Origin of the sequence: Aliivibrio sp. S4MY1, assembly GCF_028765545.1 — a bacterium.
Taxonomy (GTDB): Bacteria; Pseudomonadota; Gammaproteobacteria; order Enterobacterales; family Vibrionaceae; genus Aliivibrio.
On record NZ_JARACP010000008.1, the window covers coordinates 79,727 to 92,922 of the forward strand.

At 38.9% G+C, this 13,196-nt stretch carries 10 protein-coding genes and 1 riboswitch; of the genes, 5 read left to right on the forward strand and 5 right to left on the reverse strand.

The window, feature by feature from the left end; genetic code table 11:
- Position 1: 1 nt before the first annotated feature.
- Positions 2–856, reverse strand: a complete 855-nt coding sequence (locus PVK71_RS10610) for a DNA ligase (protein WP_274418416.1) — start codon at positions 854–856, stop codon at positions 2–4.
- Between the two features lie 371 nt (positions 857–1,227).
- Between PVK71_RS10610 and PVK71_RS10615 the strand changes: the two genes are divergently transcribed.
- Positions 1,228–3,888 (forward strand): ExeM/NucH family extracellular endonuclease, encoded by a 2,661-nt coding sequence (locus PVK71_RS10615; RefSeq protein WP_274418417.1) that lies wholly within the window; start codon positions 1,228–1,230, stop codon positions 3,886–3,888.
- Between the two features lie 111 nt (positions 3,889–3,999).
- On the opposite strand, the gene PVK71_RS10620 is transcribed toward PVK71_RS10615, so the two are convergent.
- The 3 genes from PVK71_RS10620 to PVK71_RS10630 form a co-directional block, all read right to left on the reverse strand.
- Complete coding sequence (locus PVK71_RS10620) at positions 4,000–5,469, reverse strand: MATE family efflux transporter (RefSeq protein ID WP_274418418.1); 1,470 nt, start codon at positions 5,467–5,469, stop codon at positions 4,000–4,002.
- A 92-nt stretch (positions 5,470–5,561) separates the two neighbouring features.
- Positions 5,562–6,308 carry a hypothetical protein gene (locus PVK71_RS10625; protein WP_274418419.1) on the reverse strand — a complete coding sequence of 249 codons (747 nt, stop codon included), beginning with the start codon at positions 6,306–6,308 and terminating at the stop codon, positions 5,562–5,564.
- Positions 6,309–6,388: 80 nt separating this feature from the next.
- A complete protein-coding gene (locus tag PVK71_RS10630; protein WP_274418421.1) occupies positions 6,389–6,547 on the reverse strand; it encodes a hypothetical protein in 159 nt (52 codons plus the stop codon).
- Positions 6,548–6,848: 301 nt separating this feature from the next.
- Positions 6,849–6,954: riboswitch (glycine riboswitch) on the forward strand.
- Positions 6,955–7,050: 96 nt separating this feature from the next.
- On the opposite strand from PVK71_RS10630, the gene PVK71_RS10635 reads away from it, so the two are divergent.
- Positions 7,051–8,427, forward strand: coding sequence for an alanine/glycine:cation symporter family protein (locus PVK71_RS10635; protein ID WP_274418422.1), 1,377 nt, complete (start codon positions 7,051–7,053; stop codon positions 8,425–8,427).
- A gap of 372 nt (positions 8,428–8,799) precedes the next feature.
- Positions 8,800–10,479: a mechanosensitive ion channel family protein gene (locus PVK71_RS10640; protein ID WP_274418423.1), complete on the forward strand. Its 1,680-nt coding sequence runs from the start codon at positions 8,800–8,802 to the stop codon at positions 10,477–10,479.
- A gap of 72 nt (positions 10,480–10,551) precedes the next feature.
- On the opposite strand, the gene PVK71_RS10645 is transcribed toward PVK71_RS10640, so the two are convergent.
- Complete coding sequence (locus PVK71_RS10645; RefSeq protein WP_274418424.1) at positions 10,552–11,181, reverse strand: LysE family translocator; 630 nt, start codon at positions 11,179–11,181, stop codon at positions 10,552–10,554.
- Positions 11,182–11,417: 236 nt separating this feature from the next.
- On the opposite strand from PVK71_RS10645, the gene PVK71_RS10650 reads away from it, so the two are divergent.
- Together PVK71_RS10650 and PVK71_RS10655 are read left to right on the forward strand one after the other, a co-directional pair.
- Positions 11,418–11,549, forward strand: coding sequence for a hypothetical protein (locus tag PVK71_RS10650; RefSeq protein ID WP_130044623.1), 132 nt, complete (start codon positions 11,418–11,420; stop codon positions 11,547–11,549).
- A 154-nt stretch (positions 11,550–11,703) separates the two neighbouring features.
- Positions 11,704–13,188: a carboxypeptidase M32 gene (locus PVK71_RS10655; RefSeq protein WP_274418425.1), complete on the forward strand. Its 1,485-nt coding sequence runs from the start codon at positions 11,704–11,706 to the stop codon at positions 13,186–13,188.
- Positions 13,189–13,196 lie beyond the last annotated feature (8 nt).

Consider the following 13,196-nt stretch of genomic DNA (forward strand, 5'->3'; position numbering starts at 1 on the left):
GTTAATACCCTTCTCGCACTGCAAGATATCGTGCAAATTTGGGAATTCCGTTATCTGTATAACCATTATATCGATAAGTAATTTGCTGCCCCAACTTTGGCGGCTCTTCTCTTAATGCTTGGGTTAACCCACTACCGATCTTAAATTCTTTTCCATCTGGCATTTTCAATATTAATGCCCCAACCATACCTCGATACTTTCCTTTTCCTGCGGTATAGCCAATAACAGTTGCTTCTGCATCCTGATGTTTTTTCAGTTTAATCAGATCATCATGTCGTCCAGGACGGTATACAGCATCAACTCTTCTCAACATTACCCCTTCCCCTTTTCGTGCTGAAATATCTTCTAATACATCAAACAGCATTTCTTCAGAGCTTATCGGATGTTGATCTACTAATTTTAAATGTGGGATATCAAGTGCTTTAATCATGGTTGATAATTCATAATACCGTTTTGGAAACATCCCTGCAGAGTTGGGCAAGTCAAACATCATAAATCGAATGTCTCTCCAAGACGCTTCATCAGGCTCAGAATCAAGCACCGTCCTTGCTACCTTTTGAAAACCACCACGACCTGCCCATAATTCCCCATCAATAGGATGATCAGGCAAAGGATCGGTAAACCAATCTGGCGCGTGCAATTTGTGTCCTTTTCGAGTTAACAGCTCAGAACCAGACCAATAAGCCCTTATGCCATCGAGTTTTTCACTCAACCAGTAGGCATCAATATCAACTGGACTCTCATAATTCATCGCCAGTGAAATCGCAATTGTTGCGGTATTTGGCTCATCTAAAGCAATAACAGGTTGTGAAAGTACCCCCAAAGCAACAAGTGTTGAGAGTTGAACCTTATTCATTTAATGATCTCCTATATACATATAAATAATACAGCTCATTAGCGAGCTATCATTGCACATTATTTATACAACAAAAGAGTTACTCCATAGTTATCCATTTCTCTACGATCCATATCTACATTCAATGTAATCTAACCTTAAACAATGCATATTTATTTGCATCCACTCAACAGGACCTGTTTGTATATACACTATTACGATTTTTGTTAGTAAATTGACTTCTGCCAAATTTATAGCGTAACGACACTGCTTAGTCTCACATTATTCATGTAAAAGTAATGTTTATAACATATCAATATGAGAGCTTTGAATTATAGATAAAGCAAATAAAAAACATCAATTCATATAACATGACTACGGAAAGCAGTGAAATGAAAAGACCTCAATTAAAAACCTCTATCGCTATGGCTGTTGGCTTAGCCCTCTCTAGTAATGCATACGCAGAAATTATAATTTCTCAATATGTTGAAGGCGGAAGTTACAATAAATCATTAGAAATTAGTAATACTGGTGACAACGCGATATCACTCTCTGGTTACGTACTTAAATCCAAATACAATGGGTTAAACAAATGGAAAAATGATCTCGATTTATCCTCAATTACCTTAGATGCAAAAAGCGTTTACGTTATTTCAAACAGTAGATCATCTGACTCAATCCTAACCGTAACAAACAGTACTGAAAGCATTGTAAATCACAATGGCGACGAAACTTATATGCTGTTTAAAGATGGCGTAGAGCATGATCGAATTGGTATTGATGGCGATGTAGATTGGGGCAAAGATAAGAGTTTTGTTCGAGCAGATTTAACACCTAGCACAACGTTTGATGCTGCTATGTGGCTTGAAAAACCAAAAGACAATATTGAAGGCCTTGGTGAATATCAAGAAGGCGTAACGCCACCCCCTGCGTTTGCTTGTGAAACCAATTCAGGTGCGACTCCAACCTTTACCGAAATTAACCAAATTCAAGGAACAGGCAGTAAATCGCCTCTAGTGACCAGTGGATTTATTTCAGAAAACGAATACTTCGTTCAAGGTATTGTGACTGCGCGTGGTGAAAGCTTGTTAAAAGGCTTTTATTTACAGGGTTTGAATGATGACTTTGATCCCAACAGCTCAGAAGGTATCTTCGTAAGCACAGGCAGTGCGCCATCACAAGAGATCCAACCAGGGGCAATTGTGTGCGTAAAAGCCAAGGTTCAAGAATACTATAACCAAACACAACTAAAGCCTGATACCAATAACTACGTAGTTCAAAGGACTGAATCTCCAGCTAAGGTCAATAAACTTGTTATTAATGAAGGCGAAACATTAGCAGACGCATTAGAGCGCCATGAAGGAATGAAGGTACAACTCACTTCTCATTCAGACCTGCGTATTACACGAAACTTTAGCTTTGATTATGGTAGCAAGCGTAACAACATGGTGTTATCTCATGGTGAACCGTTATTCAAGCCAACACAGTTATTTGCTGCAGAAAGCCCTGAAGCCATTGCATTAGCAGAAGAAAATGCAAAACGCCAAATTACTATTGAATCTGATAACAAAGCCGCGAACGGAAAAGTACCTTACTTCCCTGATTTTGGTACTGATATTGACCAAGATGGCAGTGCGGATTCTTACCTACGTTTAGGTGCACGTATTGAAGGCCTAGAAGGTGTTGTTGCTTACTCTTACGGTCAGTACCGTTTAGTTGCCTCAAACACCATCACTCAAGACAATATCATTACTCAAGCACTTCATGATGATGGTTCAACCCTATTTAACGTTGAGAGAACAGACGAACCAAGTATTGATGATAAAGATTTAACCATCACAAGCTTTAACGTATTAAACTACTTCACCTCAGTAGCGACTGGCGGTGATGCAAACCCTACAGGACAAAACCGTGGTGCCGTTAATGCGGATGATTTTGCTGTTCAACAAGCAAAAATCTTATCGGCACTCGTTGCTATTGATGCCGATATTATTGGTTTAATGGAAGTAGAAAATAATGGCTTTGGTGAAAACAGTGCGATTAATGATCTAACCACTGCATTAAATGCACAATTTGAAGATGAAGAAGATCACTACAAATACGTTGAGATTAAAAGCAAAGACAAGTACCAAGGCGAATACTTAGGCTCAGATGCCATTATGGTTGCCCTGCTTTACCGTCCAAGTGAAGTGAAACTCAAAGGCAAAGCACGTGTTATCAAAACACCAGAACAACACATTGCCGAAAATACCATTACTCGAGACAACAATGGCACCATTGAATTTAACCCTGCTTATGACAAATACCAGCGTCATAGCCTAGTGCAAGAATTCATGGTTAAAGAAGCCAAAGAGCCATTAACCGTCGTGGTTAATCATCTAAAATCAAAAGGCTCTGAATGTATCGAGCAATGGCAGAATTTTGAAGAAGACAACGACCCAGCCGACCTACAAGGTAACTGTAACCGCTTTAGAGTATCCGCAGCGAAAGCCATTGGTGATGATCTTGAAACCGTTAAAGGCGATATTCTAATCCTAGGTGATATGAACGCCTATGGCATGGAAGATCCCCTACTAACACTAACCGATTACAGCCAAGAGAAATACAACCGAGATATCTTTACTGCAGCTTACACCACACTCGGTACAGATAAAGAAGGTAACCCACTCCCTTATGAAGAAACGGGCAGCCAAATAACCCAAGGTTATGGTTATATCAACCTAAACACACACCTACATGGCACAGAGACCTTCTCTTACACCTACTCTGGTGAATTAGGTAATCTTGACCACGCCTTAGCCAATGAATCACTGGTTGAACGTATTACTGAAATTGAAGATTGGCACATTAATGCAGCAGAAAGTAATTTATTTGAATACAGCCCGAAATACACGGGGGACATGGCGAAATACAATGACATGTATTCAGCATCCGACCATGATCCTATCGTAATTTCACTCGAGTATGAAAAAGCAGCATCATTTAACTTTTTTGCGCTGGCTTCATTGTTTGGGTTTGGTTTCTTACGCAGAAAACTCTCTAAACAAAAATAGTACCAAGACTTAAAATAACAAAGGGTGGCGACTGTATTTTATTTATACAACGGCACCCTTTTTATTAGAGTTAACTTTTATAATATCAATGTAACTAATTAGATGGTCTATTTATCCCGACAGAGAGGGATGATCTAACTTTTCCTTATTCTCAACACCACTTTGCATAATCACTGCATCGTTATTACAAAATGGTGTCATGGTTACCGTAATATCCCCTAAAGTATCCTCAGACGAAACGGCTTTGCAATGCTCTTTAACCATATAAGAAACATGAATTTTTAATACCAAAATACTGATAATACCAAACACAATATTACCTAGAGCTTGTCCATAAAGAACACCAATGCCGCCATACCACTGCGCCCCAAAATAAACGAATGGCAAAGTACCAATAGTGGCTTTACTTAAATTTAGTGCCGTTGAATACAATGGCTTGCCTAAATTATTAAAAGACGTATTCGCAACAAACATGGCACCATTAAAAATGAAAGTAATAGCAACCACGGTACAGAATGTCGTCATAATAAGAGCAGCATCGTCCACCAAGCTAAACCAAGCAATAATTTGATCTTGAAGTAGGTACAAAATCAAAGAAACGAAGACACAATAAACCGATGAAAATAATAATGAATTTCTTAAGGTCTCTTTTACTCTATCGACTCGTTTAGCACCGTAATTTTGTCCAATAATAGGTCCAACAGCACCTGACATAGCAAAAATCACAGCGAACGTTACAGGGATTAATCGGCCAATAACGGCGAAACCAGCCACAAAATCTTCACCAAATGGCGCAAGTGTCGAGGTCACTATCGCATTTCCAATTGGCGTTGCGGTATTGGTAATAATTGCCGGGATCGCAATAGTAAATATGGCGGGCGTATGATGTTTGATGTCTTTCCATTGAGGTAGTGTGACCAATTTATGAGTCACGATTAATGGATAGAGTGAGAAAATTAAAACCGTCAAACGTGAAATAACAGAAGCAATCGCAGCCCCTTCCACATTCATGTTAAAACCAAAGATAAAGATAGGATCAAGTACTGCATTCACAAGACCGCCATAAAGCGTTGCAAGCATAGAACGCTTCGCATCACCAACAGCCCTTAAGCCTGCCCCAGCAGCCATTGCTATCGCGATAATAGGCGTACTTGGTAATAAAATAGAAAGGTACGCTTGTGCTCGCTCTGCCACTACTCCTTTTGCCCCTATCATTGCAAGCAACTCAGGAATAAAGCAGAACATGATGATGGTAACAATACTATTTACAATAAAAGCGATAACTAAAGTACTTGAAGCCAGCTGTTTTGCTCTATCATTTTCTTTTGCTCCTAATGCCTTAGAAACAAGAGCTCCCATTGCAATGGATGAGCCAATAGAAACAGAAGTAGAAAAGAAAATAATTGTCCCAGCAAACCCGATAGCCGCCGCTAACTCAACCTGCCCCAGCATACTAATGAAAAACATATCGAGTAAATCAACAACAAACAATGCCATTAATCCGATAGAAGCCGTTCCCGACATCACCAATATATGACGCATTGTAGAGCCCTGAACAAATTTCGCCGATTGATCACTCACTCATCTTCTCCAATTACTGAAATAATTCTCAATACAATTTAAGCCTATAAAAAAACCACACCAATGTGTGGTTTTTTATTCGAGAAAAGTACTTACATTCCTAAATCTTCGCTAATACGATCGATCTCTTTAATGTCCATCTGTAATAATTGAAGTTCATCATTATATTGTGCAATCTGTTTTTTTGCCTCTTCTTGACGCTTACATACGTCCGATTTCACATCCCAACTTTTGCCTTCCAAATACACAGCACAATCTTTAGCAAGTTGCTTCTCATTAGCCCCTGTCACTTCAATTTTTACTTCTAGATCACCCGCTTCTTCTTTTAACTGTAGCTGACGCTGAAATAACTGCTTTGCACGAGAAAGCATCGTAAGCTGCAAATCAACTTGATTGCTCAACGTCGTGATTTGCTTATCTTGCTCTTCTACCTGCATTTCAAGTGATGCTTTTTGAGACGTTAATGCCCCTACACTTTTACTTAGTGACGAGCGCTTATCAGCTTCCGTTGTAAGTAATTGCGTTTTTTCAACATCATGCTCTTTTTGCTGCGCTTCTAACGCTTGTTCCTTCTCTTTTGAGATCAGGATATCAAGCTCTGCACTTTTCTCATTTGCTTGCTTTAATTCAGTTTGATATTGCTTGGTTTTCGCTTCTAGCTGAGTATAAGCCGCAGACCATTTATTATCAGACAGACTCGAACCAATGAGACCACCCGTAATCGCACCAATGATTAAGGTAACCCCAGCAACCCAATGACTTGTTTTTGATTTTTCTTCAATAATGATAACGTCTTCGTCATGATCGTCAGTCGTTCTGGTTTGATTTTCTACACTCACGCATTAACCTCAAGCATTCATATATAAACAATAGATAGTATAGATGCATACTCTACACATTTTATAAGTAACAAAACAGTTTATCGGATCAGTTCTGAAATCATGATATATGCCACATAAATAACAACACCAAACACTGACGTATAAACCACCGATTTTTGAATTTTTTCATTTGCTCTGTATTTAAACAATAGTGCCGAAAGAGCAAACAATAAAATAATGACAGCAACTCGTAACATAGTACACCTCGCTTTTCTTATACTTTAGCACATTTTTACACTCTAAATACTTGAGTTATCGTTGTTATTTTGAACAAAGAAACCGTTTTCGATCAATTTTTATCTATTTTGTAAATAAAATGCATGACAAAAAAATGTGACTTGTCTAACATACTCAACTTAGCTACTACGTAGCTTACAATTTGTTGATCCGATGAAGACTGCAGGAGAGCGGCAACGCCATTTTTGGCAACGCCCACCGAAGAAGTAAATCTTTCAGGTGCCTAGTTCATTTTTTATGAATAAGGTGAGGACTGTAGTTGGAGGAATCTCTGGAGAGAGCCGTTAAATCGGCCGCCGAAGGAGCAAGCCGTTATCTGAAAAATGATAACGGTGAAACTCTCAGGCAAAAGGACAGAGGAGAAAGTGATCCGATTAATCTCGGCTCTATACTATTGCCTATTTTTTAGTTTTAGTACACCACTCTCTCTTCTCCTTTCTATATGTTTTATTAAGGGGAAACCATGAACACTTTTCACAATACGCTTGTTACTATCGATAACTTCATTTGGGGTCCACCTCTATTGATCTTATTAGTGGGTACAGGTATCTACTTTACGTTTCGACTTCGTATTTTCCAACTTCGTCACTTACCGACTGCACTAAAAATGGTCTTCTCAAAAGAAGAAAATCAAAGTACAGGAAAAGGTGATGTCTCTAGTTTTGCTGCATTATGCACCGCCCTGTCTGCCACTATTGGTACGGGCAATATTGTAGGTGTTGCTACCGCAATAAAAATGGGTGGACCTGGTGCTCTATTTTGGATGTGGCTTGCTGCCGTATTTGGAATGGCCACAAAATACGCTGAGTGTTTATTAGCGGTAAAATTCAGAAAAACAGACAGCAATGGCCAGATGATCGGTGGCCCTATGTACTACATCGAGTACGGCATGGGTAATAAGTGGCTAGCTAAATTGTTTGCCCTATTTGCTTTAGGCGTTGCCTGTTTTGGTATTGGTACTTTCCCACAAATTAACGCGATTGTTGATTCAGCTCACCTCACAATGAATGCGCCTGCATGGTTAACTGGCGGCATCCTTACGGTTCTTGTTGCCGTTGTAACGCTTGGCGGCATTCAATCTATTGCGAAAGTAGCAGAAAAAGTTGTTCCAACCATGGCGGTTATTTATGTTGTGTCGTGTGCTTCGGTATTATTATTCCAAGCTGAAGCTCTACCTGCAGCCTTTCAATTAGTCATTTCATCCGCCTTTACAGGTACAGCAGCAACGGGTGGCTTTATCGGTGCGTCTATCATGCTTGCTATTCAGTCGGGTGTAGCACGTGGTGTGTTCTCAAACGAATCAGGTCTTGGTAGTGCTCCTATCGCTGCCGCTGCCGCAAAAACGGATTCTTGTGTAAAGCAAGGCCTTGTTTCAATGACTGGTACCTTCTTTGATACTGTGATCATTTGTACTATGACAGGGTTAACCTTAGTCGTTACTGGTGTTTGGCAAGGGGATTCTGCTGGTGCATTAATGACAACTCAAGCATTTGCTATTGGTCTAGGCTCTGAACAACTAGGCCCTTACCTAGTATCGATTGGATTAATGTTTTTTGCCTTTACCACTATTTTAGGTTGGAACTATTATGGTGAGCGCTGTGTAACCTATTTATTTGGTACTAAAAGCGTTCTCCCATATAAAATTATCTTTATAGCTTTAGTCGCATCCGGCGCTTATATGCACCTAGATACTATTTGGGTGATTGCAGATATTGTTAATGGTTTGATGGCTATTCCAAACTTAATTGGTTTAATCGCCTTGCGTCACATTATCATTGAAGAAACTCAACTTTTCTTTAGTAAACAAAAAAATGGCACCAAAGAAGTTGTATATAATTAAGAGCCAGCTTAAAGAAAGAATCAAAAAAAACACATATTGATACATTTAATTAACCGAATTCAAATAAAGAAAGTCATAATAATGCTATACTCACCTAGAACTAGTTTACGAGGTGATATATGGAAATATTAACTCTAATATTTGGCTCAGTTATATTAGTGATGACGATCGGATTTTTGATTTCTTTCTTCAAAGCTCTAATTGCTGAATACAAAAAGCTTGGTTAACAATCTGTTCAGTACGTTCTAGCAAAAGCAGCTTTCTCGGCTGCTTTTTCATTTTTATGACATTCTACAATAAAGTTCTTCTGCCACTTTCCTATATATTTCATTACAATAGGTTTAATACCACTTCAACAGCAGTAGAGGCACTATGCGCTATCTTATTGGATTCTTTTTACTTTTCAGTACTATTACTTTTGCGAATGAAGCTCAAGACCTGGCTGATTTAGATAAAATAAACACAGAAGTTGCTCGACTTAAACAAGAAGCAGAGTCATTTACAGGAAGTGATCTTGCTGTTATTCGTGTTCAGCAACTTGGGAAAAATAACCAACTAAGAGCCGTTTTAGCCGATTTAATTAAACGCCATGATGAAACAACTACTCCTCTACTGGTTACTGAAGTAAAAAATCAAGTCGCTTATGCCAATCGTTCTATCGCTTATCTTGATAAAAGCATTAAAGAAAAACAAGAAAAGCTAGATAAAGCGACGATTGAACAAAAACTTGCACTACAAAACACCTTAAAAGAATCAAAAGACTATTATTACTTAGCTTTAAACGATCAACTTGAAAACTATCAATGGCTCGCACAACTTGGCAGTCCTGAAGATAACAAATTGGCTGAATTTACGCTGTTCATCGATCAAAAAATCAAATTTCTTTCAGCCTCTTTAAGCTTTGATAACAGTCGAGAGCAATTGCTTTCAGACCAACTTCAACGATCTTCTGATTCAGAAAAAACATCTCTCACCTTAGAACATCTAATTTTTCAACGTAAAGTCACAAACTCAACTTATGGTTTAAGCAAACTAATAGCTATTGCCGATCAATTAAACATCAATACCACAGATTACAAACGCCAGCTGTTTTTTACTACCGGAAACTTAACAGAAGACATACTCAACTTTCCTGTTATTGCCGCAATCTTAAGTAATTGGATTTCATCAGGCAGTAATTGGCTCCTGAAACACGCTCCAGATCAGCTATTAAAATTTTTAGTCTTTGTATTAATATTATTTGCGACTCGTATGGTAGCTCAACTCACTAGTCGTGTTGTTCTAAAAGCCGTTGTACAACCGCATTTACGAATGAGCAAATTAATGCAAGATTTCTTTGTATCTATGTCGAGTAAGCTCATTTACTTTATTGGTATTTTAATTGCGTTCTCTAAGATTGGATTAGATCTCGCGCCCGTTCTTACAGGCTTTGGTGTTGCCGGTATTATTATTGGTTTTGCACTGCAAGACACCTTATCCAACTTTGCGTCAGGCATGATGCTACTTATCTACCGTCCATTTGATGTGGGGGATTTTGTTGAAGCTGGTGGTGTATCTGGCAAGGTAAGCTCCATGAGCCTTGTTAACACCACGATCAAAACTTTCGATAACCAAATCATTATTTTACCCAACAGTAAGATTTGGGGTGATGTAATTAAAAACGTCACTCATGAACGATTACGTCGTGTCGATATGGTATTTGGTATTGGCTATGACGACAGTATCGAGCACGCAGAGAAAATTCTTGCTGAAATAGTGGATGCCCACCCTGCCGCATTGAAAAAACCAGAACCAAACATTCGTGTTCATACACTTGGTGCTTCATCCGTCGATTTTATTGTACGCCCATGGGTGAAAACCGATGATTATTGGGATGTATATTGGGATATTACCCGCGAGGTAAAACTGCGCTTTGATAAAGAAGGAATTTCGATCCCTTTTGCGCAGCAAGATATACACGTACACTTTGCCAAGAAAGATAAAAATCCAAGCGAAGAAAATACAATAGCTGAAGAAATCGGTAGCGTGATTGATTCAGCTCGTTCAAAATAGAGTTAGCAAAAAAAGAATGCTATTCATGAAATCAACAACATCCATGTATAGCATTCTTATTTAATACGAGTTTTATTTTGAAACCAATAAGTTCCCACCTAATAAAACTAATACGGCTCCAGTCACTCTTTCTATGCGTTTCGTTACCTTATCGCTAGACATTAACTCTTTCGCCTTTTCAACCAGTAGCGCAATACCACCCTGCCAAAGCATAGCAATAATAAAGTGAATACTCGCCATCAGTAATGATTGAGCAAACGCACTGTATTCAGGGTTAATAAATTGTGGTAATAAAGCCAAATAAAAAACCGCTGTTTTTGGGTTTAATATATTGGATAAAAAGCCCTCTTTAAATGAAAGCATTAAAGGCCGACTTTCTCGATCTATCACATGACTAACACTTCCTGATGAATGCTGGTTAAATGTACTTCTTATTGATTGTATTCCTAAATAAATCAAGTAAATAGCACCTATGATTTTTACCGCAGTAAACAGTTCCGCAGAACTTACAAGTAGTACGGATAAACCAACCGCAGACATAGTGGCATGCACAAACAAACCGCAACAGATACCAAAACTGCACGTTACTCCATCTTTCCAACCACCACGAGTAGTATTACGAATAACCAGTGCAGTATCTAACCCGGGAGTCATTGTTAATAACAATATAGCAATAAAGAATGCCCAAAAATCCGTTATCATGCTTATATCCATATTTGATTAAGATTATTGTTAATATAACGATTAAACACGAATTTACTATCATTAATTGTTGCATTTATAAATTTGAGTAATAACTCTATATATTCCCCTGCATTCAATAAACTTAATAGATATATATAAATTAGGCCATATAGAGATCTATTTGACCTTAATTCGAAAGTTATTTGGTACGAAGCCCGATAAAGTACACGCATTAATTCAGGGGGAGATGAGTAATGAATCACGTAAAATTTGAATATCGAGTAATGGGGTTTGGTAACTGGATTTCAGCAACCGTTTCTCGCGACATTGCCGAGAAATTGGCTGAAGAATACATATCTTATGGTTGGCCAGTAAAAATCAGTTAACCCATTGTCACTGTTTGTGATCATTAATACCTCGCTAAATGCGGGGTATTTTTTTATCTGTTTAATGTCATTGATTAGTGTAAATATTTTACCTAGTGATAAACATAGAGTTACAATCATTAAAAGTTAGAATAATTAAAATGAAGGAATATCTATGAGCCATTACCAAAAACTCGTTCAACACCATTTAAAAATCTCTCGTTTTGAGCATCTTTCCGCTATCTGTGGTTGGGATCAAGCTGCCGTAATGCCATCGGGCGGTAATGAAGCAAGATCAGAAGCCATGGCTGAGCTGTCTGTTCATTTGCATCAACTTGGTAATGCCCCGCAGCTAGCAGAATGGTTTGATAAAGCAGAATCAGAATCTTTATCTACTAATGAACAAGCAAGCCTTCGTGAAATGAAATCTCAATGGCAACAAACTACTGCCCTACCAGAAGCTTTAGTCGAAGCACAATCTCTTGCCGGTTCTAAATGTGAACATGCATGGCGTACTCAACGTGGTGAGAATGATTGGGCAGGTTTTAGTAAGAACTTTGCAGAAGTTGTCGCGCTATCAAAAGAAGAAGCTCAGATCCGTGCAGACATCACAGGGTTAACCCCTTACGATGCCATGCTTGATCTATACGAACCGGGAACCACCACTGAAAAACTGGATGTAGTATTTAGCGACGTGAAATCATGGCTACCAACGCTCATTCAAAATATTCAAGAGAAACAAGCAACAGAAGCAATCTATTTACCTGAGGGCAATTACCCAACAGAGCAACAACGCCAGCTGAGTTTGGATGTGATGAAGTTTTTGAACTTCGATTTTAATCACGGTCGTCTTGATGTCAGTATGCACCCTTTCTGTGGCGGCGTACCGACAGATGTTCGTATCACTACGCGTTATGATGAAAACGATTTTGTGCAATCATTAATGGGAACCGTGCACGAAACAGGTCACGCACGTTACGAGCAAGGATTACCAAAAGCGTTTGCAGGTCTGCCAGTAGGACAAGCTCGCTCTATGGGTATTCATGAATCCCAAAGCCTATTTTTTGAGATGCAATTAGGCCGCAGTGCTGAGTTTATTTCTCAACTATCACCACTAGTGCAAAAGAACTTTATAAACGCAGATCAGAAGATCTTTGAGACAGATAACCTGCAAAAAATCTACACTCGTGTAAAACCTGATTTTATCCGTGTAGATGCCGATGAAGCGACATACCCTGCCCACGTTATTTTACGTTATGAAATCGAGCGTGATTTAATGAACGGTAACATTAGCTACAAAGATATCCCTGAACTGTGGGATGCCAAAATGCAGCAGTACCTAGACTTAACCACCAAGGGCAACTACAAAAACGGTTGTATGCAAGACATTCACTGGACAGACGGCAGCTTTGGTTACTTCCCAAGCTACACATTAGGCGCAATGTACGCAGCACAGTTTATGGCAGCAATGAAACAAACCGTAGATGTAGAGAAAGCCACATTAAGCGGTGATTTAAGCCCTATTTTCACTTGGTTATCAGATAATATCTGGAGCAAGGCATCACTATTCTCAACGGATGATTTAGTGAAGCAAGCAACGGGTGATGTGCTAAATGCGAGTTTCTTTAAGGCGCATCTAGAGAAGCGTTATTTAGGATAAGAGCTAGA